Here is a 26780-nt window from a genome sequence, read left to right as displayed (position 1 = left end):
AAGTCGCGGGGCGAGGCGCCGTGTGCGGCAGGGGCGACGAACGGGCGGGACGAACATGCCGCCAGGTGGAGCAATCACCGGTGCGCCGAGGCCCGGCGCTGGAGGCTGGACCTCTTGTCGGGGTCGTGTGACAGGAGTCCGCAGTGCGAAGGCCGCGTAAGCCGAACCGTCGGGCATGCCGTGCCCCCGCAGGGCACGTCTTCCGGGCCGCTCTGGCAGCTTCCACGGCTTCCGCGCGCAGGAGCGACTGGTGAGGAACGGGCGCGCCGTTCGGGAGCCCGAGGCCGAGATGGCCGCACGGACTCGGCTGTCCGCGCCTCCGGGGTGGATGCGATGGCTTCCGATCCTGTACGTCATGGCCCTTCTGGCGGTCGAACCCCTTACGCCGGTGGACTGGCCGGTGAGCTTCGCACTGATCGCCGTACCTCTGGTGGCCGCGTTCGCGCACGGGCCCCTGGTGGTCGCCGGCGCCACGGTGTTCGCCGTGCTCTTCGAAGGAGTGCTGGCCGGTACTCCGTGCTGCGCGGGCCGGTCCGTCGGGTACCTGTGGGACCGCCACTACGTGGCCTCCTACATCTGCACCGCCTTGGTGGGTGCCCTCGGCACGGTCCTGGCCTCCCATCGGACCCGCCGTGAGCGCACGCTCGCCGATGTGCGCTTCGTCGCCGAGATCGCCCAGCGCGTCCTGCTCAGACCGGTTCCGCGCCGGATCGGCAACCTTCTCCTGGAGAGCCTCTACCTCTCCGCCGCCGCGGAGGCACGCATCGGCGGCGACCTCTACGAGGCCGTCCCCACCTCGTACGGGGTCCGTCTGCTCATCGGCGATGTCCGCGGCAAGGGTCTGCTCGCGGTCGAGACCGCCGCCGCCATGCTCGGCGCGTTCCGCGAGGCCGCGCACGACGAACCCGACCTCGCCTCCCTGGCGGACCGCGTGGAGACGAGCATGGACCGCAGGGCGGACCGGCTCGGCGGAAGCGAGCTGGGCGAACGGTTCGTGACCGCCGTCTTCGCCGAGATCCCACCCGAGGGACATGTCGTACGCGTCGTCAACTGCGGCCATCCGCCGCCCATCCTCATCCGCCGCGACGAGGCGCGTGAGCTGGACCGAGGGCGGTCGGGCCCTCCGTTGAACCTCGGCATGCTCGTCGACGACCCCTATCAGGTCGACGTCTACGACTTCCGTCCTGGCGACCAGATCCTGCTGTACACGGACGGCATCACGGAGACCCGCGACTCCTCCGGCTCCTTCTACCCCCTTCTCCAGCGCCTCCGTTCCTGGGGCCCCCTGCCGCCCCGGGAGCTGCTGGAGCAGCTCCACCACGACCTGCTGGCCTACAGCCACAACCAGTTGCAGGACGACACCGCGGCGCTCACGGCCTGTCTGCTCGCCGAGGAACCATCCGTGCCGCATCCGCCGCGGGCCGGGTCGGGCGAGGGCGCCGAGCCGTGTTGACGCCGGCGGGTGTCACGGCCCGCACGGCGGTGTTCCGGACTCGCCGGTGACGGCCGGATGCCAGGGGATCGGCGCGGGCCGCCGTCCGGTCTCACCCGCAGGACGGCGTGGTAGCGTCCCGTCGGAGGCTCGGACGTGCCTGCCCCGGACGAGATGTGCGCCGTACCCGGCCCGCCAAGACGACGCACGCGCGGAGGCATCGTGGACGCCCGTACGCGGCTGATCGACTTCACTGGCGCCCCTCCACGGGCGCGCCCGCTGGACGTGAGGTGGATCCACGGCTCGCCGTCGGCGAAGCACAACACCGACCCGGACATCCAGGTCCACGCGTACGACGAGCACACCTTCATCCTGCGGCAGAACATGGCGGTCCACTACGAGGCGCCGTTCCTGTTCCTGCTGTGCGGAAACGAGCGGGCGGTGCTCATCGACACCGGCGCCACCGAGTCCGCCGAGTTCTTCCCGCTGCGCCACGTGGTCGACGGGCTCCTCGCGGACTGGCTCGCCCGGCATCCCCGGGAGGACTACCAACTGCTCGTGCTGCACACCCACGGGCACGGTGACCACATCGCGGGCGACGCCCAGTTCGCGGGCCGCCCCGGCACCACGGTGGTCGGCGCCGGCCTTTCCACCGCCTGGCGGTACTTCGGGTTCGACACGGACCCGGACGCCGTCGCCGTCGTCGATCTGGGCGGCCGGGAGCTGGAGTGCCTGGCCACGCCGGGCCACCACGAGGCGGCGGTCACCTACTACGACCCGGCCACCGGCCTCCTGCTGACCGGTGACAGCGTCTATCCGGGGCGGCTCTACATCCAGGACGTGCCCGCCTTCGCGCGCAGCATCGACCGGCTGATCGAGTTCGCCGACAGCCGGCCGGTCACCCATGTGCTCGGCTGCCACATCGAGATGACGACCGAACCGGGCGTGGACTATCCGGTCCGCACCACCTACCAGCCCGACGAGCCCCCGCTCCAGCTGCCGCCCGCCCGCCTCCGCCGGATCCGCGAGGCGCTCACCGGCCTCGGCGACGACCTGACCCGGCGCGCCTACGACGACTTCGTCCTGTGCCCGCACTCCTGAGCGGCCGGGAGGGACCGCCTCCCGGCCGCTCGGGCAGCCGCTCAGGCGGCCGTCGCACCGCCGTGTCGGTCCCGGTCACGGTGGATCGGTGTGTTCGTGCCGGTCAGGGGAACGCCCGTCCCGCCGCGCCTGGCGGCGACGATCTCCGCCACGATCGACAGGGCGGTCTCCTCCGGGGTGCGGGCGCCGAGGTCAAGGCCGATCGGGGACCGCAGCCGGGCCAACTCGCGCTCGGTCACGCCTTCCTCCCGCAGCCGCCGATGGCGTTCCTCGTGGGTGCGGCGCGAGCCCATCGCACCGACGAACGACACCGGCATCCCGAGGGCCGCCTTCAGCAGCGGTATGTCGAACTTCGCGTCGTGGGTGAGCACGCACAGGACCGTGCGGGCGTCGGTCCCGGTGCGGCGCAGGTAGCGGTGCGGCCAGTCGACGACCACCTCGTCGGCGTCGGGGAAGCGGGCAGGTGTGGCGAAGACGGGGCGGGCGTCGCAGACGGTCACGTGGTAGCCGAGGAACTTGCCGGCCCGCGCCAGCGCCGACGCGAAGTCCACCGCGCCGAAGACGATCATGCGCGGGGGCGGCACGTTCGACTCGACCAGCAGGGTGAGGCCGCCGGGGCAGTGCGAGCCGTCCTCGGCGATGTCCACGGTGCCGGTCCGCCCCGCCTCCAGCAGCGCCCGGGCCTCGGCGGCCGCCGTCCGGTCCAGCTCCGGGTGCGAGCCGAGAGCGCCCTCGTAGGTGCCGTCGTCTCGCACCAGCAGGGCCCGGCCGAGCAGTTCCGCCGGCCCGCGGGCGACCCGGGCCAGGGCGACCGGTTCGCCCCGGCCCGCGGCCGACAGGGCCGACGCCGGGACGGTCCGGGCGGGCGCGTGCCCGCCCAGCGGCGTGATCAGCACATCGATCGTCCCGCCGCAGGTCAGTCCCACGGCGAAGGCGTCCTCGTCGCTGTAGCCGAAGTGTTCCGTGACGCTCTCGCCCGTCTGGAGCGCCTCCCGGCACAGGTCGTAGACCGCGCCCTCCACACAACCGCCGGACACCGAGCCGATGACCGTGCCCGCGCTGTCGACGGCGAGGGCGGCGCCGGGGCCGCGCGGCGCGCTGCCGCCCACCGCGAGCACGGTGGCGACGGCGAAGTCCCGGCCCTCCTCGGCCCAGGTCAAAAGCTCCTCGGCGATGTCAAGCACGGGGTGCCCCGGCCTGGATGACGCGGTCCGGCCGGATCGGCAGGCTGCGGTGGCGTACGCCGGTCGCGTGCCAGACCGCGTTGGCGACGGCGGCGGCCGCACCCACGATGCCGACCTCGCCGATGCCCTTGATCCCGACCGGGTCCCCCGGGTCCGGGTCGTCGATCCATTCGGCCTCGATGTGCGGCACGTCCGCGTGCGTGGCCACGTGGTAGCCCGCGAGGTCGGCGCCGACATGGCCGCCGAAGGCACGGTCCCGGACGGCCTCCTCGTGCAGGGCCATGGAGATGCCCCAGATCATGCCGCCCACGAACTGGCCGCGTGCGGTCAGCGGGTTGACGATGCGGCCCGCCGCGAAGATGCCGAGCATGCGCCGCACGCGCACCTCGCCGGTGTCGACGTCCACGGCCACCTCGGCGAACTGCGCCCCGAAGGAGTGGCGTTCGGCGGGGGCGAGGGCGCCGATGGCCTCGGTGGTGTCCGACCGTACGGTGATGCCCTCCGGGGGGATGTCGCCGCTCAGGGCCAGCCTGTCGCGCAGTTCGCCGGCCGCGGCGGTGACCGCCCAGGACCAGGAGCGGGTGCCCATGGACCCTCCGGCGATCATCGCCGGTCCGAAGTCGCTGTCGCCGATGCGCACACGGACGCGCTCCGGGAGGACGCCGAGGGCGTCCGCGGCAACCAGGGTGAGGGCCGTACGGGCTCCGGTGCCGATGTCGGCCGCGGCGATCCGGACGGTGAAGGTGCCGTTCGCGTGGGCGGTCACGGTCGCCGTGGACGGCATGGCGCCCGCGTGGAAGGAAGCGGCCGCCATGCCGGTGCCGAGCAGCCGGCGGCCGTCCTTGCGTACGCCGGGACGCGGGTCCCGGTCAGCCCAGCCGAACCTGCGGGCACCCTCCCGCAAGCACGCCGGCAGATGGCGGCCCGAGAACGGCAGGCCGGAGACCGGCCCCTTGTCGGGTTCGTTGCGCAGGCGCAGCTCGATCGGGTCGATGCCGCACTTCTCCGCGAGTTCGTCCAGTGCCGCCTCCAGCGCGAACGACCCCGGCGCCTCGCCCGGGGCACGCATCCAGGTCGGGGTCGGTACGTCGAGTCGTACGACCCGGTTGGCGGTGTGGTGGGCGTCGGCGTCGTACATCACCCGCGCCACCCCTGCGCTCGGTTCGATGAACTCGTGCACGGTGGAGGTGAGGCTGAGCGAGCGGTGCTCCAGTGCGCGCAGTCGTCCGTCGGCGTCGGCACCGAGCCTGACACGCTGGGCGGTGGGGCTGCGGTAGCCGGCCAGCGAGAACATCTGACGGCGGGTCAGGACGACCCGTACGGGGCGCCGCAGGACGGTCGCGGCCATCACGGCGGCCACCTGGTGGGCACGGACGCCCTTGCTGCCGAAGCCGCCGCCGACATGTTCGGAGCGCACGCGCACCGAGCCCGGGTCGAGCGAGAAGAGGCTCGCGAGCTCACCGACGACCCAGGTGGCGCCCTGGTTGGAGTCGACCACGTCGAGCCGGCCGCCGTCCCAGCGGGCGGTCGCCGCATGGGGTTCCATCGGGCTGTGGTGCTCTTCGGGGGTGGTGTACTCGGCGTCCACGACGACGGCCGAGGCGGCCAGTTCGGCGTCGAGGTCGCCCTTCTCCGTCACCGCCGGCACATGGCTGTCCAGCGGGTAGGCGTCCGGGCGCTCGCCGGTGAAGTCGACGTCGTGGGGCTCCTGTTCGTAGTGCACCACGAGCGCCTCGGCGGCCTCCCTGGCCTGCTCGGAGGTCTCGGCGACGACCAGCGCCACCGGCCAGCCCAGGTGCGGCACCCGGTCGTGCTGGAAGACGGCGCAGGTCGGGTCCGGCTTCGATCCCATCAGGCCGGCGTAATCGGTCTCCAGGCGCAGCGCGTTGCGGTGGTCCAGAACGCCGAGGACGCCGGGCATGGCGAGGACGGTGGCGGTCTCGATGGAGCGGATGCGGCCACGGGCGACCGTGGACAGCACCAGCCAGCCGTGCGCCAGGTCGGCGAAGGGGATCTCGCCCGCGTAGCGGGCCGCTCCGGTGACCTTGTCCCTGCCTTCCACGCGGGTGTGGGCGATGCCGACGGAGGGTGTCGGCGTGGGTGTCCCGGTGGTGAGGGTGGTCATCGGGCGGCCTCCTCGGCGAGTTCGGTCAGCACGGCCACCATGAGGTTGCGCATCAGGGTCACCTTGTATCCGTTGTGCGGCAGCGGCCGCGCGCCCGTCAGCTCGGCGTCCGCCGCGGCGGCGTAGGTCTCGGGGCCGGACGGCGCACCGGTCAGGACACGCTCGGCCGCCACGGCCCGCCAGGGACGGGAAGCGACTGCACCGAGGGCAAGGCGCGCTTCACGGACGACGCCGTCACGGATGTCGAGCGCGGCGGCGACCGAGCCGATGGCGAACGCGTACGAGGCTCGCTCGCGCACCTTGCGGTAGCGGGAACGGGCGGCGACCGGGGTGGGCGGCAGTGCGACGCCCGTGATCAGCGCGCCCGGGGGCAGGGCGGTCTCACGGTGCGGGGTGTCGGCGACGGGCAGGTAGAACTCGCGAAACGGCAACTTCCCCGGTCCGTCCGCGGTTTCGTAGTGGACGACGGCGTCGAAGGCGGTGAGGGCGACGGCCATGTCCGAAGGGTGTACGGCCACGCAGTGGCCGGACGCGCCCAGGATCGCATGGTTGTGGTGCTCGCCCTCGACGGCCGGGCAACCGCTGCCGGGGACTCGCTTGTTGCAGGGTTTGGTGACATCGGTGAAGTAGCCGCAGCGGGTGCGCTGGAGCAGGTTCCCGCCGACCGTGGCCATATTGCGCAGCTGCCCGGACGCGCCGGCCAGCACCGCCTGCGCCAGCACCGGGTAGCGGCGCCGGACTTCGGGGTGGGCGGCCAGGTCGCCGTTGGTGACGGTCGCGCCGATGCGCAGGCCGCCCTCCGGCGTGGATTCGATCTCGTCGAGCGGGAGTTCACGGATGTCGATGAGCCGGGCGGGACGTTCGACGCCGCTCTTCATGAGGTCGACGAGGTTGGTGCCGCCGCCGAGGAAGCGGGTGTCCGGATCGGCGCCGAGCAGCGCGACGGCGCCGGCGACGTCGGAGGCCCGCTGATAGCCGAACTCCCTCATGCCACAGCCTCCTTCGGGCCTGCCACCGGGCTGATACGCGCCGCGGGAGCCGTGAGCGTCCCGGCCTCGGCCGCCCGGGCCACCGCCTCGACGATCGAGACGTACGCGCCGCAGCGGCACAGGTTGCCGCTCATCCGCTCGCGGATCTCGTCGGCGCTCAGGGGTGGGGGTCCCGCTTCGGGCCGCAGGTCCTCGGTGACGGCGCTCGGCCAGCCGGCCGCGTGCTCCTCGATCACGCCGATCGCCGAACAGATCTGTCCCGGGGTGCAGTAACCGCACTGGAAACCATCCAGGTCGAGGAAGGCCTGCTGCACGGGGTGCAACCGCTCGCCGTCGGCCAGGCCTTCGACGGTGGTGATCTCGCGGCCCTCGGCCGCCACGGCCAGTTGCAGACAGGCGACGGCCCGGCGCCCGTCCAGCAGGACGGTGCAGGCTCCGCATTGGCCCTGGTCACAGCCCTTCTTGGGGCCGGTCAGATCGAGGCGCTCACGCAGTGCGTCGAGCAGGGTGGTGCGGTGGTCGACGGGCAGTGCGTACTTCTCGCCGTTGATCTTCAAGGTGATGACACTGGACGTCGATGAGGGCATGAGCAGCTTCTTTCGCGTTTCCAGAGCAGAAGGGGGCCCCGGCAGCCCGGCCGCCGGACACCGCGCTGAGTGCGTCGTCCGGGCCGATGCGCATGCGCGCGCCGAAGGTGCGGGATGCTGGGGCCGAAGATGACAGCCGACGACTGCCACAGGGTCACGGCCACGGCTATCGTGAACGTAACCGGACAGCTGTCCGCTACCTGGAAAACGTAACGGACAGCTGTCCGGTTAGCAAGGGCGGGGTTCGGCCACGAACCCGCGAGGAGGAAGAGTGCAGCAGAAGAAGGACGCACCCCTGCGCTCGGACGCGCAGCGCAACCGCGAGCGCATCCTGGACGTGGCGGTCGCCGAGCTGACGCGCTGCGCGGACGCCCCGCTGAGCGTGATCGCCAAGAAGGCCGGCGTCGGGCAGGGCACCTTCTACCGCAACTTCCCCAACCGCGAGGCGCTCGTCCTGGAGATCTACCGCCACGAGATGCAGCAGGTCGCCGACAGCGCGGCCCATCTGGTCGCGACCCTGGCGCCCGAACAGGCCCTGCGTGCCTGGATGGACCGGCTCGCCGAGTTCGCCATGACCAAGGCCGGCCTGGCCGACGCGATACGACAGGCCACCAGCACACCGGGCAGCCCGGCGAAACCGGCCCACACGCCGGTGACCTCGGCGGCGGAAATCCTGCTCCGCGCCAACGAGGAAGCCGGCACCATCCGCCCCGGAGTCACCGCGGACGACTTCCTCCTCGCCATCGCGGGCCTCTGGCAGCTCGACCCGCACGACGACTGGCAGCCCCGCGCCACCCGGCTCCTCGACCTCGTCATGGACGGTCTGCGGGCGGGGGCGACCGGCCGGTGAGCGCCGCGCCACCGACGACGGACCGGGCGAGGCGGTGAACCGGAGCCAGATCGACCTGCAAGTGGTGCATGACGTCCCCGAAGGCTGACCGGCGAGCCGGAGCCGAGTTCAAGTCCCCCCTCTTCTCAGCGACAGGATGCCCGACGAGTCGGCCGAAGCCCTGGTCCGGCGGCTTCGCCGCTTGCGCGGAGGGGGAAGCGAAGCTCGGCTTCCGCGTGTCCAGCCCGGATACGCGGACTTCTCCTCGTCCGGCCGGCTCAGGTCGTGGTCGGTGACGCAGTCGTCGAGGAGCTTGCCGGGGCGGTCTCCGAGGCGCTCGCTGGACGCGACTCCTCGTGGGTACTTCTCGTAGGTCACGAAAATGCGCGGGTGCCGTCGGCCTCTGCTCGTGGTGGGCTGACGGTGACCATCAATCCTGTCGCCGAGCGGTACGGGATCCGGTGACGCCTGTGCGTCACCACCGCTCACCGGATGCGCCGAGGCCACGGGCGAACAGCGATAAAATTACTCAAATCGGTGGCCTGGCTTTCGGACCTGGGCTGCCGCTCAACCTTGGGGAGCGGCACGGTGGCGAGGTCTCCTGGAGAACGCGGAGCCCCGCACAGCGCTGGTGTGCGGGGCAGGTTGCTGTCCGTCCTGCCTGCTCTGCTGCTGCTCATCGGCCTGCTCATCGGCCTCTTCACACCGCGCGATGTCAGGCCGGATGCCTTCCTCGCCACGGCCATGGTCTCCGGCTCCGCGCTACTGCCCCTGTGGGGGACCGTGCTGATCGGAGTGGGCGCGTGCGCCATCTTTGTCGGCCTTATGGTGGACTTCGACGCGCTGCGGGATGCGACCGCCTATTCCGAGCTGGCCACCCTCGTGGCGATCGCCGCATTCGCCGTCTTCTTCAACCGCCTGCTGCGCCGACGCGCCAATGAGCTGGTTCAGGTCCGCTCCGTGGCCGAGAGCGCCCAGCTGGCGGTGCTGCATCCGGTACCTCGACACCTCGGGCACGTCACGCTCGACAGCCTGTACCTGGCCGCCGCGGCGGAGGCCCGGATCGGCGGCGATCTGTACGAGGCGATACGCACCCCGCACGGCGTACGGCTGCTCATCGGTGACGTACGCGGCAAGGGCCTGCTCGCGATGCAGACGGCCGCGACGCTGCTCAGCGCCTTCCGCGAGGCCGCCCACGACGCACCCGACCTGCCCCACCTCGCGTGCCGCCTGGAGACGAGCATGAGCCGCAGCGCCTCCCAGTACCCGGAGGTCCCGGGCTCGGAGATCGCCGAACGTTTCATCACCGCGCTCCTCGCCGAGATCCCGGACGACGAGCCGGTCGTCCGGACTGTCACCTGCGGCCACCCGCCCCCGCTGCTGCTGCACCGCGGCGAGGTCCGGGAGCTGCAGCCCGCCGCTCCCTCGCCGCCGCTCAACCTCGGCAACCTGGTGAGCGACGGGTACCACGTCGACCTCGCCCCCTTCCATTCCGGAGACCAGCTCCTGCTGTACACCGACGGGGTCACCGAGACCCGCGACCGCTCCGGCGCCTTCTACCCCCTCACCGAACGCATCCGCTCTTGGAGCGGCGAGGCGTCTCACCAGCTCCTCGAGCATCTCCACCGCGACCTGATCGCCTACAGCGGCGGCGAGCTCGACGACGACGTCGCTGCCCTCCTCGCCCGGCGGCGCCCGATCCTCTGATCCTGAGATGAGGCTCTGACCTGCGCGGGTTCCAGGCACCGGACCGTGTTCGAGCTGCCTGAAGCCGGAGTCCCGGGCAAGGGCCCCGCCCTCGCCGCCGGCGTCGGTCGTACGCCGTCCCGCGCACAGTCGGCGAGCCTGATGTCCCGTGCCGAAGTCCAGAACCAGTGGGCGTTCATCATCTTCACGACCCGCCGCGCGACCCGCTCACGCCGTCAGCCCGAGGCGGCCTCCATTTGAAAGAGCATGTGACCCGGCTCCCGCTGCCTCAGGCGAGGAGGTCGGCGACCAGGCCGGCGAAGTCGTCGGGGGTGGCGAGGCGGATGCCGAGTTGCTCGGCCTTGGCACGCTTGGAACCCGCTCCCTCGCCCGCGACGACCAGGGCGGTCTTCTTGGAGACGCTGGAGGAGGAGCGTCCCCCGGCTCGTTCGATGAGTTCGTTCATCTCGTTACGGGAGAGCTTCTCCAGTGCGCCTGTCATCGCACCCGTGACCACCACGGTCATCCCCGCCAGCGGACCCGCCTGTGGCGAAGCCGCGGCCGTGCCGTCCGGGCCGGTGGCGTCGGCCGAGGGAGGGGTGGCGCCGGGCTCGGTCATGTTGACTCCGACGGCGGCGAGTTTGTCGATGAGCGGGGCGAGTTCGGCGAGTTCCGCGACGATGGAGGGGGCTTTCTCGGTTCCGATGCCCTCGACCTGCTGCATCGCTTCGGCATCGGCGGCGCGGATGTTGTCCATGGTGGCGAAGTGGCGCGCGATACGCCGTGACATGGAGCGGCCCGTACCGCGGACGCCGAGCGCGCACAGCACCCGCGCCAGCGGCTGCTCCTTGGCCTTCGCGATCGCGGTGAGGAGGTTGTCGGTACTGGTCTCGCCCATCCGTTCGAGGCCGAGCAGCTGCTCGCGTTTCAGGGTGAACAGGTCGGCGAGATCGGTGACCAGGCCCGCGTCGACGAGCTGGACGATGCGGGTGGTGCCCAGGCCCTCGACGTCGAGCTGGTCGCGGCCCGCCGCGTAGGCGAGGGAGGCGACCAGATGGCAGTTGCGGCCCTGCGCGCACCGCCAGCGTTCTTCGCTCGTGTCGATGTCGGACCCGCAGCGCGGGCACTGTTCGGGGAAGGCGATGGTCTGTTCGTCGCCCGTGCGCAGGTGGGTGACCGGGGCCTCGATGCGGGGAATGACGTCTCCGGCGCGGTGGACCATGACGTGATCGCCCAGGAGCAGGGCGCGGCGGGTGATGTCGGCCGGGTTGTGCAGGGTGGCGTAGGTGATGGTGGAGCCGTCGATCACGACTGGTTCGAGGACGGCGCGCGGGGCGATGATGCCGGTGCGGCCGACGTTCCACTCCACCTCCAGCAGCCGGGTGATCTTCTCGACGGCCGGCAGCTTGTAGGCGATCGCCCACCGTGGTGCGCGGGAGCCGGATCCGGCTGCCTGCTGGTCCTCGGCGAGGTCGGCCTTGATGACGATGCCGTCGATACCGAACGGCAGTTCGGCACGCGAGGCGGCGATCTCCTTCACCCGGGCCAGGACCTGCTCGGGGTTGTGGGCGACCACGTCCTGGACGGCGGTCTGGGCGCTGGTGTGCACTCCGAAGGCAGCGGCCATGTTCATCAGGTCGCTGTGGGCGGATGTGGTCAGCCGTTCGGCAAGGGCCGGGTCGGTGTCGGGGACGGGCAGCAGGCCGTAGCCGAAGAACGTCATCGGGACCGTGTAGGCGCGCTCCTTGGCCCGCAGCGTGCCGGCGGCCGCGTTGCGCGGGTTGGCGAACGGCTGGCCGCCGTGAGCCGTGCGCACCTCGTTGGCGTGCTCGAACTGGGCGGTCGTCATGAGTACTTCGCCGCGTACCTCCACGGTGACCGGCTCGGCCAGTGTCTCGGGCAGCCCCTCTATGGTGCCGATCGCGTGCGAGACGTCCTCTCCGGCCGTTCCGTCCCCGCGGGTGATCAGCCGGGTCAGCCGTCCACGGGTGTAGCGGGCGGCGATCGCCAGCCCGTCCAGCTTCGGCCCCACGCCGAGCCGTTGGACATCATGCCCGATGCGGCGGGCCAAAGACGCCGTCCAGGCAGTGAATTCCTCCGCGGAGAACACGTTGTCGAGGCTGAGCATGGGGACGGTGTGCGGCACATCGCCCTCGACCGCGCCACCGGCGACCTTCCCGGTGGGGGACTCGGGCAGCACCTGATCCGGGTGCGCCGCCTCCCACGCGGCGATCCCCCGGACCAGCCGGTCGTAGGCGTCGTCGTCCAGCGGCGAGGTGCCACCTGCGTAGTAGGCGGCCGCCGCGCCCACCGCGTCATCGACCGCCTGCGCATAGGCGGCGGCATCCACGATCACTGCTGCAGAAGTCGTCATGTCCTGCATCTTGCCGCCCACCACTGACAATGGGCCCCGGCCGCACTGGTCACCTGCGTAGGGTCCGGGCGAAACCCACCGCACTGAGCGCACCGGGCCGCCCGGTGCGGCAGTGAGACGGCGGCCCGCACGGCTCGCGCCGGACGGCACTGCGTTCAGGTGTATTCCGGCGGGCGGACGTTGCGGCCCGGCACCGGGTGCGGTTCCGTGACCTCACGGCGGTACCGATCACGCCGAGACGGCCTTCGTCGTCGTCGGTGCCGGCTTCCCGGTCACCGTGGCTTCGCCGCCACGGCGTGACAGGTGGGCCGACAGCCGACGAGTGCCCTGTCGGATCAGAGTTCAGCGGGAGGAGTGCGACATGCCCGGAGCAGAGGCCGAGGCGGACGTGCTGATCGTCGGTGGCGGACCGGTCGGGCTCACCGCCCGGGCGCTTCTGGAACGCTGGGGCGTACGGGTCCTGCTGGTCGAGAAGCACCGCGAGCTGTCACCGTTTCCACGGTCCCGGCTGGTCAATGTGCGCTCGATGGAGATCTATCGCCAGCTCGGGCTGGCCGCCCGGATCGCGGCCAGGGCGTTCGCCCCCGAATACGGCCGCATTCGCTTCCGCGACACCCTGCACGACCAGGACTTCGCCACAGCTGCGATGGTCGGGGTGAACGCGCCGGTCCCCGAGAGCCCCGTGATCGGCGTGGTCACCTCACAGGACCGGCTGGAACCCACGCTGCTCGCCGCAGCGGACGCGCAGACACGGTTCGGGGCCGAGCTCGTCGGCCTGGCCGAGGAAGACGACGGCGTCGTCGCCTCGCTCGTCGACCACGAACACGGTGGCCGGACGCGCGTCCGTGCCCGCTATGTACTCGCCGCCGACGGCGCGAACTCCGCCGTCCGGCAACTGCTCGGCATCGACACCACCGGCCCCGGCGCGATGGGCGACTTCACCACCGTCGTCTTCCACGCCGACCTCAACCGCTGGTGCGCCCGTCAGCCCGCCGGGGTCTACTTCACGGCGCACGGATCGTTCGCGCCCCTCTACCCCGAAGGGGGCTGGGCCTGGTTCGGCCCCACACCCGACGACGCCGCGGGCGCCGACTGGCCCGCTCTCGTCGCGCGCGCCCTCGGCCCGGGAGCCGAGGCGCGGGCCGAGGTGGTGCGGGTGCAGCACTGGGTGATGAACGCGTTCGTCGCCGAACGCTTCCGGCACGGCCGTATCCTGCTGGCCGGTGACGCCGCGCACGCGGTCCCGATCATCGGCGGCCTGGGCATGAACGCCGGTCTCTCCGATGTGCACAACCTGTGCTGGAAACTGGCGGGTGTTCTGCGGGGGTGGGCCGAGCCGCGCCTGGTGGAGACCTACGAAACGGAACGCCAACCCGTCGCCCACGAGACTCTCCGCCAGGCGGTGGCCAACGCCCACCTTCTGTTCCAAGTGCAGAAGCGACGCCGGGACCAGCTCCAGAGCGGTCAGGCAGCATCGGATCAGATCGAACTACCCTGGTCGGAGCGGTACTTCGCGCAACTCGGCTTCGTCCTGGGGGTCACCTATCGCTCCGGCGCCGTCCTGGCCGACGACACCGCCCCACCCGAGCCGTCCGAGCGAGGCACGGACTACTTCCCCACCGCCGAGCCGGGCCATCGGATGCCGCATCTCTGGCTCGCCCGGACCCGCTCCACGCTCGACGCCTTCGGCGAATGGTTCACCCTGCTCACCCCGGACCCCACCCGCTGGGCACCACGCACCCCCACGCCGTGGCCGCTGCGCGTCGAGCCCCTGCCCGCCGAGCACACCGGCCTCTGCGGACTCGGCCCGCGCGGAGCCCTGCTCATCCGTCCCGACGGCCACATCGGCGCGCGGTGGCCCGAGCACCCGCCGAGCGAGGCCGCCCTCCACGACGCTCTCAGCGCGGTGACCTGTCCGGCGCTGCCCTGACAGCAGGGCGACGCCTTCGACCGGCGGATCGGGTACCTCCCGGTCACCGCATGCGCGGTGTAGGACTTTTCGTACGCCGCGCCGGAAGCCGGTTCGCAGGAAGGGCACCTGCTCAAAGAATGAGCGACAGCGCAGCGCCGACACCGCCCAGCCCGAGGGCGACCGCGGCCTCGCGCCAGCCGCCCGTGCCCCAGGGGAGGAACCGGTCGACGGCGAAGCGGCCCGGGCCGATGGCCGCGACGGCCAGGGCGACCACGGCGATGCAGACGTTGTACTCCACGCCGCCGTCCACGTCCCACAGGCCGTGGGCGCCGGTGACGGTCGCCATGGCGTTGATCATCACGCCGATCAGAGCGGCGGCCGCCAGTGGGGTGAGCAGTCCGAGAGCCAGGCCGAGGCCGCCGAGGAATTCCGACAGGCCGCCTATCACGGCGAAGAGCTTTCCCGGACGGTAACCGAGGCCGGCGAAGGCCCGGCCGGTCGCCGTCAGGCCGTCTCCGCCGAAGATCCCGAACAGCTTCTGAGCGCCGTGCCCGGCCATGAACAGCCCGAAGGTCAACCGGATGAGCAAGAGCCCCCAGTCGGCGGCGGGCGACCTCACCGCCGCGGCGCCGGGCGCGCGTGATTCCGCGGAACTCGAAGAACGGCGCGGGATGCGATTCGTATGCATGTCGATGCTCCGGTAAGGAGGCCGGAAAGGGCATTGCCCCCAGCTCGGACGGTAGACGCCGAGGCACCGGTCGGCGGGCGCGCCGCGCTGGGTCGCGGTGCGTGGTCCGCCCCTGCCGATCCTTCCCCGACGACCGTGATCACGCATCCGGGCCCTGCCCTCCCGCGGCTCCTCCGGGCGTCCTGTCCAGCCCGGGCCCCGGCGGGCAGCCGGCGGTAGCCTGCTCGTGAGGGCAGCCATGGCCGATGAGGTGCGCATCCGGCTCCTCGGCGGTTTCGCCGTGGCGGTCGAGGACCGCCCGGTCGCCGCCGGGGCGTGGCGGCTGCGCAAGGCCCGGAGTCTGCTGAAACTGCTGTGCCTGTCGTCCGGTCACCGGTTGCACCGGGAGCGGCTCTACGACCTTTTGTGGCCGGACCTCGACCGGACGGCCGCGGCGAACAACCTGCACCAGGTGCTGCACGCCGTACGGCGGGCGCTGGCCTCCGCAGGCGCGCCGGACGACGTCGTCGTGCTCCGCGACGATCTGGTGCTGCTCGGCCCCGACGGCGGGGTACGGATCGATCTCGACGCGTTCGACGAGGCGGCCCGGCAGGCGTCGGACGCCGGCGGCACCGCCGAATACCGGGCCGCGCTCGCGCTGGCCGCTCCCGGGCTGCTGCCCGAGGACCGGTACGAGCCCTGGGTGAGCGAGGCCGCCGAGGCGCTCGAGACGCGGCGCACGGCACTTCGGCTGGGGCTGGCCGAGGCTCTGGAGCACGATCACCACACGGCCGAGGCCGTCGACGTACTGCGCACCCTGATCACCGAGGACGCTCTGCACGAGCCCGGCCACCGGGCGCTGATGCGGGTCCTGGCCGATGCCGGGAGGCGCCGGGAGGCACTGGCCGTCTACGAGCGGCTGCGGGATGCGCTGCGCGAGGACACCGGCGCCGATCCCGACCCGCAGACTCGCCGTCTCTACCGCGAGCTGCTCGCCGACTCGGTCGAGCAGCCGGAGCAGCGGCCCGGGAACCCACGGCACAACCTGCCGGCACCGGCGACCGCCCTCATCGGCCGGGAGCGTGAGACGGCCGAGGTGGAGCAGCTGCTCGGGCGCGGCAGGCTGCTGACCCTCACCGGGGCCGGCGGCTGCGGCAAAACCCGGCTCGCGCTCGCCGTCGCGGCCCGCCGGCGCGACGACTTCCGGGACGGGACCTGGTTCGTGGACCTCGCCGGGCTGGCGGAACCGCACCTCGTGCCCGAGGCGGTCGCCGCGGCCCTGGGACTGCAGCTCCCGCAGACCGGAGGCGGCCGGGAAGCGTTGATCGCGCAGCTCGGCGGCCGGAAGACGCTGCTGTTGCTGGACAACTGCGAACATCTGATCGATGCGTGTGCCGTCCTGGTCTCGCAGGTCATGGCCCGATGCCCGGACGTCTTCGTCCTCGCCACCAGTCGGGAGCCGTTGCGCAGCTACGGGGAACGCACTTTCAGGGTGCCCTCTCTGGGGCTGCCGGATCCGCGCCGGCTGCCGTCCGTGGAGGAACTGAGCCGCTTCGCCTCCGTCCGGCTGTTCGTGGAGCGGGCAGCCGAAGCGGCGCCGGGATTCCGGCTGACCCGGGGCAACGCGGAGGCCGTCGCGCAGATCTGTTTCCGGCTCGACGGCATGCCCCTGGCCCTGGAGCTCGCGGCGGCCCGGGTGCAGGTGCTGGCCCCGCGTCAGATCGCCGAACGGCTCGACGACGCCCTGGCCCTGCTCGGCCGGGGCAGCCGGCGCGGGGCGACCCGCCAGGAGACGCTGCTGGCCACCTTGGAGTGGAGCCATCGGCTGCTCGACGACGAGGAACGGCGTCTGTTCCGTCGGCTCGCGGTCTTCGCGGGCGGGTTCTCCCTCGCGGCCACCGAGGAGGTGTGCGCGGACGGACCGCAGGACACCTCGGTGCTGGACCTCCTCGGCCGGCTGGCCGAGAAGTCCCTGGTGTGGGTGGAGCCCCGGCAGGACGAGGTTCGCTACCGGCTGCTGGAGACGATCCGGCAGTATGCCGCGGAGCGCCTGCGGGACGCCGGGGAACGGGCGGCCATCGAGGCCCGGCACCGGAGTTTCTACCTGGCACTCGCCGAGGCGCGGGACCGTGAGCGGCCCACCGGGGTCTGCGGGGCCACGTCGCTGGAGCTGGAGGCCGACTACGGCAATCTCCGGGCCGCCCTGCGCTCGTTGCTGCGCGACGACCCCGACAGTGCGCTGCGCCTGGCCGTCGCCCTGCGCTCGTTCTGGCCCGAGCGTGGGCGCCTCGCCGAGGGCCGGCGCTGGCTGGAGGACGCCCTGGCCGCCGCACCGGAGCCCACCCCGCGGCGGGCCAGCGCGTTGATGGGGCGGGCCGTGCTGGCCATCCGCCTCGGCGACGGCTCTCCCCTGGAGGACATCGCCGAGCAGATCGTCGGGATCCAGCAGCGGCGACAAATCCCGTCGGCGCTGGCGTCCGCCCACTGTCAGCAGGCGATCCTGCTCTGGATGCGCGGTGCGTGGGGCCGTGCCCGTACCGCCCTCGACCGGGCCCGCGCCCTCGCCCGGGAGGCGAGCGCCTCCTCGGTCCTGGCCGCCGCCGCGCATCTCGACGGCGTCTGGGCCGTCTGCCGCGGGGAGGGCTCGATGGCCCGCGAGGCGTGCGAGGAGACTCTGCGGCTGCTGGACGACGTCGAAGCCGACAGCCTGCCGTTCTTCCCGGTCATGACGCCGGGTTACACGGTCGAGGACGACGGGGAGGGCCGGGTTTCGCTGTGCTTCGAGGAGACGGTGCTGGCCGGGCGCACGGTCGGCCCCTCCCGAGCACGCGGCTACGCGCTGGCGAATCTCGCGTGGGCGACCCGCCTGGTGGGCGACACCGGCGCCGCCGTCGTGGCGGCCGAGCGCGGTGTCGACTGCTTCCGCGTGCTCGCCGACCCGCACGGGGAGTCCCTGGCCCTGAACGCCCTCGGCAACGTCCACCGGAGCCGGGGCGACCACGAAGCGGCACGGAAGTACCTCGACGCGGCGCTCGCGATCAGGCGCCGGGTCGGCGACCGCCGGGAGGAAGGCATCACCCTGGGGTGCCTCGGCCTGCTCCGGCTGGCCGAGGGGGACGTCACGGGCGCACGGGCCACCATCGCCGGTGTGCTCGCGGGCTTCGAGGAGACCGACGACATCCCCGGTATCACCAACAGCCTGCTCCACCTCGGGCTCGTCGCCCGGGCCGCGGGTGACACAGCGCGTGCCCGCGCCCTGCTGACGCGAGCGCAGCGACTGGAGCAGGTCGCCGGGTCGGCCTCCGCGGGCGGATGGGTCGCCCTGATGCTCGCGCGGCTGCTGTGGCAGGAGGGTGAGCACGAGGCCGCCGAAGCGAGAGCCGCCCGGGCCACCGAGCTCTTCGCCCACCTCGGCTGCACTCGCGGCCAGGCCCTCCTGCGGCGCACGCCGCGACCGGCACCCACCGCCCAAAGCGGCTGCTGAGTGAGTGCTAAGAGGCACTGCCTACGGTCGTGGACATCAGCGCAAGCACTCATACCGAGGAGCCGACCATGTCGATCGACACGGCAAAGGGCGTCCTGGGGGACGCCACCATCGCCGAGCTGGAGGCAGGCCTGCGCGGCAGGGTCGTACGCCCTGACGACGCCGGCTACGACCAGGCGCGCGCGGTCTGGAACGGGGCCCACGACCGGCATCCGGCCCTGATCGTGCGCTGCGCCGGAACGGCGGATGTGATCCGCGCCGTCGAGTTCGCCCGCAGCCAGGACCTGCTCGTCGCCGTGCGCGGCGGTGCCCACAGCATCGCCGGGTTCTCGACCTGTGATGACGGCATCGTCATCGACCTGTCGCCGATGAAGGGCGCCATCGTCGATCCCGAGGGGCGCCGTGTGGTCGCGCAGGCCGGTCTGACCTGGGGCGACCTGGACCACGAGACCCAGGCTTTCGGCCTCGCCGTGACCGGCGGCCTGGTCTCCACGACCGGTGTCTCCGGCTTCACGCTGGGCGGCGGCGTGGGCTGGCTGCTGCGCCGCCACGGGCTGGCCTCCGACAACCTGACGGCTGCCGAGGTCGTCACGGCGGACGGCCGCGTGGTGCGCGCGGACCGGCAAGAACATTCGGAGCTGTTCTGGGCCTTGCGTGGCGGTGGCGGCAACTTCGGTGTCGTGACCTCGCTCGAGTACCGACTGCACCCGGTCGGGCCGCAGGTCCTGGCCGGCCTGATCGTCTATCCCCGGGAGCAGGCCCGTCAGGTGATCACGGGCTGGCGCGAACTGACCGAAGGCATGCCCGACGACCTGACGACGGTGGTGAACCTGACGACGGCCCCTCCCCTGCCGTTCCTGCCCCAGGAGGTGCACGGCACCCGCGTCGTGGTGCTGCTCGGCATGTACGCCGGCGATCCCGCGGCCGGAGAGGCGGCCGTCGGACCGCTGCGGACGCTGGGCACGCCCATCGCCGACCTCCTGGGCCCCATGCCGTACACGGGCATGCAGTCCATGCTCGACCCGCTGTGGACGGCCGGCGCCCACAACTACTTCACGTCGGCGTTCATCGAGCCGACCGACGCCGCTCTCGACGCCGTGCTGCGACAGCACCTGACGACGCCCACGCCCTCCAGCGAACTGCATCTGCACCAGCTGGGCGGCGCCTTCGCCCGCGTGCCCGCCGAGGCCACGGCTTTCAGCCAGCGCGATCCCGGCATGCTGTGCAACGTGGTCGCACGATCCCCCGAAGCGACGAACTTCGACGCGCATGTCGCCTGGGCCCGCGCCGCCCGCGAGGAGATCGCGCACCACGGCCACGGGGCCACGTACGTCAACTTCACCGGCGACGCCGCCCAGGACAAGGTGCGCGCCTCCTACCCCGGTGCCGTTCACGAACGGCTGGTGAGGGTGAAGGACACCTACGACCCCACGAACTTCTTCCGACTCAACCAGAACATCCGTCCCTCGGCCGCGGCGTGAGCGACTCGTACGGAACAGGGCCGTGCGGGCTGCGTCGCCGAAGGGCGAGACGGCCGTCCGGCACGGGCTTCCGGTCGTTCGAGGATCCTGCCCGCGTCGGTGTCTACCGGCGTCCCTCGCACAGGGACCAGACCTCCTGGAGCAAGGTCCGGTAGTCCTCGCCATAGGCGGCCACCCCCGCGTAGACGGCATCGAGTGCCGCCTGGAGCGGATCGGCCTCGGCGGCGCCGAGCAGCGCCGGGAGGGCCATGTGCGGCTGGGACATGCGCAGGGACGGGTCCGGCCGGCCGACCGTGGCCACCAGGATGTACCGCTCCCCGGTGGGCCGCGGCGGCTCTGCTTCGGGCTCGCCCGGCGGCTGCGCCGTGGCAACCACCGGCAGCACGACCTGCGGCAGCAGCATGCCGGCGTCGTCACTTGCGGGCGGCTCGAAGGGAGGCCGGTCGGGCGGGACGGCGCGGCGGACGGTTCTGTCCGGGACGCGCGGATCGGAGTCCAGAGCGTGCCACACGCGCTCCGGGTCGTCGAACGGCGCGGGCATCGGGCGCCCTTCGGCCAGGGCTGTGAGGCCTTCGGCGATCCAGTCGAGATCGGCGAGGCCGGCCGCGTCGCACGCGCGTCGGGCCGCGAGCAGAGCCACCGCGCGCTGGACGCCGGATCCGGCGGCATCGATGGCGTGGACGAGATCGGGGTCGAAGTCGAGCAGGCCACGCACGTTGCCGTCGACGGAACGCAGGGCCTGGCTCGGCAGCCGGCCGCCCCACTCCCAGCGCTCGTAGGCCAGTTGGCGTTCTTGTTCCGCCCGCTCCTGCGCGAGGCGGGCGAGGCGTTCGGCCTCAGCGCGTTCGGCGGGTGTCGGAGGAGGTGGCTGTCGGCGGGCGTAGTCGTGCCAGTAGGCGGCGATCGCGGAGGTCTCCTTGACGACGCGGTCCGGGGCGGGCGGCGCGGGCCAGAACTGCAGCAGGTAGCAGTCCAGTTGGGGATCTTCGTCCAGCCGGGTGTCCTGCCGGTTCGCCTCGTCCATGCCCTTGGCGCTGTAGCGCACTCGGTAGTCGGTCTCCTCCAGGTCCAGGTCCCAGGAGTCCTCGCCCGCCCACTGCACGAGTGCGCTGTCGGCGGAAGCGGGGCGGAAGGACACCTCCACGACGTCCTCCCACCCCGCCTCCGGCGGCGGGGCCTGGTCGTGCACCTCGGCGGTGAAGCCGACGTACCCCGTGTGCAGTCCGGTCGTCAGCCACAGGGCGCCGGGAACGGCCGCCCCGCACAGTCCGCCGCTCTGCCCGGCGAACGCCTCGGCGAGATCCGGGCCGAAGCTGTCCGGATCGCTCTCGACATAGATCTGACCGTAGTGAACATGGACTTCGCCCTCGACCGGCCTGTGCACCACTACCCCCATCGTCACCACCAGGAACCGACCATGCCCTGGCAGCCTACGGCGCGGCACTGACAACGCGGGCGGACGAGGAGGCGGCCCAGTACGGCGGCAGCAGCCGTCGGCGGCGGCGGCGGCGAGTGATCTTGAAGGCCAGACCGTTTCGATGGCGGTCGTACCATGGCCTGATCGCATCGACGTCGCCCCAAGGAGTCACCATGGCCCGCCCGCGCACCGCCGCCCGGACAGTGGAGCACCCGGATCTTTCGGAGGTCTCGCTGCAGCAGGTCCTCGAGGCCCTGGTGGATCCCGTGCGGCGCACGGTGGTGACCCAGCTGACGCGGGCCGACGAGGACATGAGCTGCGGCAGGTTCGACGCGCCGGTGTCCCTTTCGACGCTGACCCACCACTTCAACGTGCTGCGCGAGGCCGGCGTGATCCGGCAGTACTACGTGGGCACGACGAAGATGAACACGCTGCGCACGCAGGAGATGGAAGAGCGCTTTCCCGGTCTGCTCGCGGCCGTGATGGCCGCTTCGGCCGCGGAGGCGGAGGCGGGCACCGCCTGAGACCACCGGGCAGACCCCGTGCGCCGTCGGGACCGCACCGACGGGCATCTATTTCGACAGCCCTCAAAGTTTGACAGTCATCGAACCTTGGGGCAGGGTGAATGTCGGCACCGAGTCGATGCGGTGTCCTTCCCTGATCCCTGCTCCGAGGACGGATGCACCATGGCAAAGCTCGTACAGTTCGACCGGCTCGGCGGCCCCGAGGTTCTGACCCTCCGCGACGTCGAGGTGGGCGCTCCGGGCGCGGGAGAGGTGCGGATCCGCGTCGACGCGATCGGCCTGAACCGGGCCGAGATCATGTACCGGGAGGGCGGTTACTTCTACCAGCCGGACTTCCCCTCCACGCTCGGCTACGAGGCCGCCGGTACGGTCGACGCGGTGGGCGAGGACGTGACCGGCTTCGCCGAGGGCGACCCGGTCGCCGTCGTGCCGGCGTTCCTGCAGAGCGAGTACGGCACCTACGGCGACCACGTCATCGTCCCGGCCTCTGCCGTCGTGCCCCGCCCCGCGGAGGTCGACCCCGTCCGGGCCGCGGCCGTGTGGATGGCCTACATCACCGCATACGGGCCCTTCGCCGAGGGCGGCCGGGTCCGTCCGGGTGACCACGTACTGATCACCGCGGCCTCCAGCAGCGTCGGCCTGGCCGCCATCCAGATCGCCCGTCACGTCGGCGCGGTCCCGATCGCGACCACGCGCGCCGCCGGCAAGAAGCAGGCCCTCCTGGACGCCGGTGCGGCCCATGTCGTCGTCACCGACGACGAGGACCTCCCCGCCCGCGTCAAGGAGATCACCGGCGGCGAGGGCGTCCGCCTGGCCTTCGACCCGATCGCCGGTCCCGGCGTCGAGACCATCGCCCAGGCCATCGCCCCCGGCGGCAGCCTGGTCGTCTACGGCGCTCTCGACCCGCGTCCCACCCCCCTGCCCAACGCCGGTTCCTTCCCGGCGCTGACCACCAGCACCTACACGCTGTTCGAGATCACCACGAATCCCGAGCGCCTGCGCCGCGCGGTCGCGTTCGTCAACGCCGGCCTCGCCTCCGGCTCCTTCACCCCCGTCGTCGACCGCACCTTCGACCTCGCGGACATCGCCGAGGCCCACCGCTACATGGAGGCCAACGGCCAGGTGGGCAAGATCGTCGTCACGGTCACGCACGAGGACGGGGTGTCGTCGTGAGGTGAGGAGCAGGCTCCGGCCGGATCGCCCTCGGCGTCCGCCGGCCGTGGGCCGACGCCCGGCGAGGGCCCGCCGTCCCCTCCTCGCCCCTACGACGTCGACGGGGCCAGTACCGCGTCCGCCAAATGGTCACGGAACCAACGGTGCCCCGGATCGGCCGAGTTGCGGGGGTGCCAGGCCATTCCGAAGTCGAGGGGTGCCAGGTCGACGGGGATGGGGAAGGTGCGCAGGCCCAGAGCGGCGACGGTGCCGGGGAGCCAGTCGGCCAGGGTGAGTGCCACCAGGTCGCTGTCACGGGCGAGGATCATCGCGCTCGTGTGACTGGGGACGACGGCCGCGATCCGGCGCCGCAGCCCGAGTTCGGTGAGCGCGGCGTCGATGGGCCCGAGGCGCTTGCCGTGCCGGGAGACGCCGATGTGGTCGGCGGCGGCGAAACGGCGGGCGGTGATCCGGCCGTTGAAGAGCGGATGACCGCTGCGGGCGACCCCGACCAGCGTCTTCCGGGCGAGCTGCCGGGTCTGGATCTCCGGGTCTAGCTCTCCGAGAACACCCAGTTCGACGTCGACCAGGCCCTGCCGCAGCGCGGGGCCGCCCTCCAACGCCTCCGGCAGGAAGACCACGTCCACGTGCCGGGCCTCCGCGTGGATCCGGTCCGTCAACGGCCCGGCCAGCCCGACGAGAAGCAGATCGGTGGCCTGCACGGTGAAGGTGCGCTGGAGGTGCACGGCCTCGAAACCGTCCCCGGGCCGCAGGACGTTGTCGCAGCCGCGCAGCAACACGCCGACCTCCTCCCTGAGTTCCAGGGCCCGCGGCGTCGGGACCAGCCCCTGACCCGCGCGGACCAGCAGAGGGTCACCCACCGCGCGGCGGAGCCGGGCCAGCGTACGGCTCACTGCCGCGGGTGACGTGCCGAGCCGCTCCGCGGCACGGGTCACGCTGTTCTCCTGGAGCAGGGCGTCCAGCACTCGCAGCAGGTTGAGATCCATGGACAGCGCTCCTGAACTGCGTTTTTACGTCTGAGTCAATTATTGTGTGCCGATCTTTGCATGGTTGCGGGATCCTCCCGTGCGGAGAGTGGGTGTGCCGGCGAAAACGCCTGGCACCCCACTTACCGCGTTCTAGGAACCGCCATGAATCAGTTCTCCCGCGCCGCCCGAGAAGGCGACGTCCTGGCCGTGGTCGGCCAGAGCGGGCCGTCGGTCTCGTTCTTCGACGCCGCCCGCGACCGGTACCTCGGCTCGGTGGAAACCCTCGCCGAGCCGCACGAGTTGTGCTTCGACCCGGCACAGCGACTGCTGTGGTGCACGATGACGTATCACTCGGGCTACTACCACGACAACAGTGGCCGGCGCACCGAACTGACCGTCATCGACCCCGACGCACGCCGCGTCGTCGAGATCGTCGACCTCGCCCCGGAACACGCCCCGCACGGGCTCGCGCTGGACGCCGTGCGCGGCCGCCTCTACGTCACCGTGGAGGGAGCGGCGGACCGGCCCGGCGGCGTCGTGGTGATCGACACCCGGACCCGCCGGCCCATGGGGCGGATCGACACGGACGCACCAGGCGCGCACTGGGTCGCCGTCGACGGCGCCGGACTGACCGGCTGCGTCGCCAACAAGGAGGCACCGTTCGTCTCCGTCCTCGACCTCGAACGGGACACCCTCACCGCGAAGATCGACGTTCCGGGCAGCGAGGGGATCGCCGTCTCCGCCGACGGCACGCGCGCCTACGTCGCCACGCCCTACGGAGGCTCCTTCACCTCCGACGAACCACCGGCCGCCGGAATCAGGGTCGTCGACCTCGGGACGGCGTCCGTGATCGACACCCTGCCCACGCGGGACTCCGTCATGCCCGTGCACCTGACCTCGTCGGGCCGGCTGCTCGCGGGGGAGGTGCGCGTGCACCGCGACCCGGAGGGCCGGTCCGCGGGCATGGCACCGGGGCGTCTGACGGTGTTCTCGGCCGACACCCACGAGCGACTGGGCGGCCTTGAGGTGGGCCTCGCCCCGCTGACCATCACCTCGTCTCCCGACGGCCGGATCGCCTATGTGGCCTGCTACGCCTCGTCCACCGTCGACATCGTCGACCTGGAGAGGCCGCGGCGCCTGGCGCGGCTGGACATCGCCGAGCTGGGTGAGTCCGGCGCCCACGGCCTGGCCTACGTCCCGCGCGCGGTCTGACATCCGGCGCTCGCGGGCACTCCCAGAAGAGGAAACAGACACATGATCGTCATCACCGCACCCACCGGCACCATCGGCCGCCTGCTCGTCGACGACCTGCTCGATCGCGGGGAGCGACTGCGCCTCGTCGTCCGCGACGCGTCACGGCTCGCACCCGAGGTCCGCGCACGGACCGAGGTGGTCGTGGGCTCGCACGGCGACGCCACCGTCATCGACCGGGCGTGCGAGGGTGCCGAGGCCGTCTTCTGGCTCGCGCCCGACGACGGCTCCGCGCCGAGCACCGAAGTCGCGTACGTCGACTTCACCCGCCCCGCGGCCACGGCGTTCGCCCGGCACGGCGTCAGGCGCGTCGTGGCCGTCACCGCGCTCGGTCGGGGGACTCCGCAGGCCGACCACGCCGGCCCCGTGACCTCGTCCCTGGCGATGTGCGATCTGATCGCCTCGTCGGGAGTGGCCCTGCGGGCGGTGGCTTGCCCGTCGTTCATGCACAACCTGCTCAACCATGTCCGTGCGCTCAAGGAGCAGGGCATGTTCTTCATGATGACCGACCCGGACCTCAAGGCACCGACAGTCGCCACCCGTGACATCGCCGCCACCGCCGCGCGGCTGCTCCTCGACGACTCGTGGGACGGGTCCGGCCAGGTCGCCTGCCTCGGGCCCGAGGACCTGTCGCCCAACGACATGGCACGGATCATCTCCGAGGTCCTCGGCACCGAGATCGGCTACCGGCAGATCACGGGCGCGGCGTTCAAGGAGCGCATGACCGGCTTCGGGATGACCGACGGCATGGCGCAGGGCATGGTCGACATGTTCGAGGCGAAGAACAAGGGCCTCGACAACGCCGAGCCGCGCACCGCGGAGTCGACGACCGCGACGACGTTCCGGCAGTGGTGCGAGGAGGTCCTCAAGCCGGCCGTGACGGCCTGACCCGGAACACTCCCCCGCGAGCCGACCATTGCGCGCCGACGTCACCCGTCGGCGCGCAGTGGTGCGGTGGTCGACGGTTCACTCGGTGGGCAGTGCGTCCGGCAGGCCCAGCGCGGCCGACACCTGGCGCCAGACGGCCGTGAGGGCCGAGTCCAGGGTGACCGTCGGGTCGCGCAGCATGAGGCGGATGCCGTAGCCGTCGCTCAAGGACAGGACCAGCGTGCTGAGGGCGTCCACGTCGGTCGGCGTGAACTCACCGGACTCGATGCCGCGCCGTACGGCGTCGGCTACCCAGGCGTGCAGTTGCGCGTAAAGGTCCACGGCGAAGGCGCGGGTCGTCTCGTCGCGCAGGGCCCGGGCCCACAGTTCCTGCCACAGCCGCCAGTCCTGCTGCAGTTCGGGATCGGTCGGCAGCAGACTGCGCAGGATACGGGCCAGGATGACCGCCGCCGGCGCCGTCCCCGCGTCGCGTTCGAGATCGACCGCGGTGTTGGCGAACGAGTGGGTCATCGCCTCGGTGAACAGCTTCTCGCGCGTGTCGAAGTGGTAGTGCAGCAGCGCCGTCGACACGCCTGCCCGCTCGGCGACCATGCGCATACGGATCTTCTCGAAGCCGATCTCGGCGATGACCTCGCACGCCGCGGTCAGGATGCGCTCGCGTGTGTCTGCCGTGCGCACCTTGGTGGACACGCTGCCGCTCCCCTCGTC

The 26780-nt window shown here is 72.0% G+C and carries 21 protein-coding genes and 1 riboswitch; of the genes, 12 read left to right on the top strand and 9 right to left on the bottom strand.

The window, feature by feature from the left end:
* Positions 1-355: 355 nt before the first annotated feature.
* Both AVL59_RS19765 and AVL59_RS19760 read left to right on the top strand, forming a co-directional pair.
* On the top strand, positions 356-1453 hold the full coding sequence (locus AVL59_RS19765; RefSeq protein ID WP_237281560.1) for a PP2C family protein-serine/threonine phosphatase: 1098 nt from the start codon (positions 356-358) through the stop codon (positions 1451-1453).
* A 121-nt stretch (positions 1454-1574) separates the two neighbouring features.
* Positions 1575-1642, top strand: a riboswitch (guanidine-III (ykkC-III) riboswitch).
* 12 nt (positions 1643-1654) lie between these two features.
* Positions 1655-2533, top strand: coding sequence for an MBL fold metallo-hydrolase (locus AVL59_RS19760; protein ID WP_237281559.1), 879 nt, complete (start codon positions 1655-1657; stop codon positions 2531-2533).
* A gap of 41 nt (positions 2534-2574) precedes the next feature.
* Here the strand turns inward: AVL59_RS19760 and AVL59_RS19755 are convergent, their stop codons facing one another.
* From AVL59_RS19755 to AVL59_RS19740, 4 genes are read right to left on the bottom strand one after another with little or no spacing between them, the layout of a single operon-like run.
* Positions 2575-3717 carry an XdhC family protein gene (locus AVL59_RS19755; protein WP_067306174.1) on the bottom strand — a complete coding sequence of 381 codons (1143 nt, stop codon included), beginning with the start codon at positions 3715-3717 and terminating at the stop codon, positions 2575-2577.
* Positions 3710-5842 (bottom strand): xanthine dehydrogenase family protein molybdopterin-binding subunit, encoded by a 2133-nt coding sequence (locus AVL59_RS19750; protein ID WP_067306171.1) that lies wholly within the window; start codon positions 5840-5842, stop codon positions 3710-3712. The genes AVL59_RS19755 and AVL59_RS19750 overlap by 8 nt, the downstream gene beginning before the upstream one ends.
* Positions 5839-6831 carry an FAD binding domain-containing protein gene (locus AVL59_RS19745; protein WP_067306169.1) on the bottom strand — a complete coding sequence of 331 codons (993 nt, stop codon included), beginning with the start codon at positions 6829-6831 and terminating at the stop codon, positions 5839-5841. Before AVL59_RS19745 ends, AVL59_RS19750 begins: the two co-directional genes overlap by 4 nt.
* Positions 6828-7418 carry a (2Fe-2S)-binding protein gene (locus AVL59_RS19740; protein WP_067306167.1) on the bottom strand — a complete coding sequence of 197 codons (591 nt, stop codon included), beginning with the start codon at positions 7416-7418 and terminating at the stop codon, positions 6828-6830. The genes AVL59_RS19745 and AVL59_RS19740 overlap by 4 nt, the downstream gene beginning before the upstream one ends.
* 271 nt (positions 7419-7689) lie before the next feature.
* On the opposite strand from AVL59_RS19740, the gene AVL59_RS19735 reads away from it, so the two are divergent.
* From AVL59_RS19735 to AVL59_RS19725, 3 genes are all read left to right on the top strand, one after another.
* The gene (locus AVL59_RS19735) at positions 7690-8268 is read left to right on the top strand and encodes a TetR/AcrR family transcriptional regulator (RefSeq protein WP_067306164.1); all 579 of its coding nucleotides are present in this window, start codon (positions 7690-7692) and stop codon (positions 8266-8268) included.
* Positions 8269-8880: 612 nt separating this feature from the next.
* The gene (locus tag AVL59_RS19730) at positions 8881-9954 is read left to right on the top strand and encodes a PP2C family protein-serine/threonine phosphatase (RefSeq protein ID WP_237281558.1); all 1074 of its coding nucleotides are present in this window, start codon (positions 8881-8883) and stop codon (positions 9952-9954) included.
* A gap of 45 nt (positions 9955-9999) precedes the next feature.
* Complete coding sequence (locus tag AVL59_RS19725) at positions 10000-10194, top strand: hypothetical protein (RefSeq protein WP_067306161.1); 195 nt, start codon at positions 10000-10002, stop codon at positions 10192-10194.
* Positions 10195-10222: 28 nt separating this feature from the next.
* Here AVL59_RS19725 and ligA read toward each other — a convergent pair whose 3' ends face one another.
* Positions 10223-12307, bottom strand: coding sequence for an NAD-dependent DNA ligase LigA (gene ligA / locus AVL59_RS19720; RefSeq protein WP_067317504.1), 2085 nt, complete (start codon positions 12305-12307; stop codon positions 10223-10225).
* A gap of 361 nt (positions 12308-12668) precedes the next feature.
* Here ligA and AVL59_RS19715 point away from each other — a divergent pair, with 361 nt between their 5' ends.
* A complete protein-coding gene (locus AVL59_RS19715; RefSeq protein ID WP_067306159.1) occupies positions 12669-14237 on the top strand; it encodes an FAD-dependent monooxygenase in 1569 nt (522 codons plus the stop codon).
* A gap of 112 nt (positions 14238-14349) precedes the next feature.
* Here the strand turns inward: AVL59_RS19715 and AVL59_RS19710 are convergent, their stop codons facing one another.
* A complete protein-coding gene (locus tag AVL59_RS19710; RefSeq protein WP_067306152.1) occupies positions 14350-14907 on the bottom strand; it encodes a DoxX family protein in 558 nt (185 codons plus the stop codon).
* A gap of 238 nt (positions 14908-15145) precedes the next feature.
* Between AVL59_RS19710 and AVL59_RS19705 the strand changes: the two genes are divergently transcribed.
* Positions 15146-18370 carry an ATP-binding protein gene (locus AVL59_RS19705; RefSeq protein WP_067306149.1) on the top strand — a complete coding sequence of 1075 codons (3225 nt, stop codon included), beginning with the start codon at positions 15146-15148 and terminating at the stop codon, positions 18368-18370.
* Between the two features lie 68 nt (positions 18371-18438).
* Positions 18439-19851, top strand: a complete 1413-nt coding sequence (locus AVL59_RS19700; protein ID WP_067306146.1) for an FAD-binding oxidoreductase — start codon at positions 18439-18441, stop codon at positions 19849-19851.
* 103 nt (positions 19852-19954) lie between these two features.
* Here the strand turns inward: AVL59_RS19700 and AVL59_RS19695 are convergent, their stop codons facing one another.
* The gene (locus AVL59_RS19695; protein WP_067306144.1) at positions 19955-21247 is read right to left on the bottom strand and encodes a hypothetical protein; all 1293 of its coding nucleotides are present in this window, start codon (positions 21245-21247) and stop codon (positions 19955-19957) included.
* Between the two features lie 194 nt (positions 21248-21441).
* Between AVL59_RS19695 and AVL59_RS19690 the strand changes: the two genes are divergently transcribed.
* Together AVL59_RS19690 and AVL59_RS19685 are read left to right on the top strand one after the other, a co-directional pair.
* Positions 21442-21792: an ArsR/SmtB family transcription factor gene (locus tag AVL59_RS19690; protein WP_067306141.1), complete on the top strand. Its 351-nt coding sequence runs from the start codon at positions 21442-21444 to the stop codon at positions 21790-21792.
* Between the two features lie 162 nt (positions 21793-21954).
* A complete protein-coding gene (locus tag AVL59_RS19685) occupies positions 21955-22965 on the top strand; it encodes a zinc-dependent alcohol dehydrogenase family protein (RefSeq protein ID WP_067306138.1) in 1011 nt (336 codons plus the stop codon).
* Between the two features lie 89 nt (positions 22966-23054).
* Here the strand turns inward: AVL59_RS19685 and AVL59_RS19680 are convergent, their stop codons facing one another.
* Positions 23055-23951 (bottom strand): LysR family transcriptional regulator, encoded by an 897-nt coding sequence (locus AVL59_RS19680; protein ID WP_067306135.1) that lies wholly within the window; start codon positions 23949-23951, stop codon positions 23055-23057.
* 144 nt (positions 23952-24095) lie between these two features.
* Here AVL59_RS19680 and AVL59_RS19675 point away from each other — a divergent pair, with 144 nt between their 5' ends.
* Both AVL59_RS19675 and AVL59_RS19670 read left to right on the top strand, forming a co-directional pair.
* Entirely contained in the window at positions 24096-25145 is a 1050-nt protein-coding gene (locus AVL59_RS19675; RefSeq protein ID WP_067306132.1) for a YncE family protein, read from the top strand.
* Between the two features lie 42 nt (positions 25146-25187).
* Positions 25188-26072, top strand: a complete 885-nt coding sequence (locus AVL59_RS19670; protein WP_067306129.1) for an NAD(P)H-binding protein — start codon at positions 25188-25190, stop codon at positions 26070-26072.
* A 78-nt stretch (positions 26073-26150) separates the two neighbouring features.
* Here AVL59_RS19670 and AVL59_RS19665 read toward each other — a convergent pair whose 3' ends face one another.
* Positions 26151-26762: a TetR/AcrR family transcriptional regulator gene (locus tag AVL59_RS19665; protein WP_067306128.1), complete on the bottom strand. Its 612-nt coding sequence runs from the start codon at positions 26760-26762 to the stop codon at positions 26151-26153.
* Positions 26763-26780: the final 18 nt, after the last annotated feature.

The organism is Streptomyces griseochromogenes (assembly GCF_001542625.1).
In the GTDB taxonomy this organism is placed as follows: Bacteria; Actinomycetota; Actinomycetes; order Streptomycetales; family Streptomycetaceae; genus Streptomyces; species Streptomyces griseochromogenes.
Note: the sequence above shows the minus strand (reverse complement) of the source record. Positions and strands in the feature narration are given on the sequence as shown.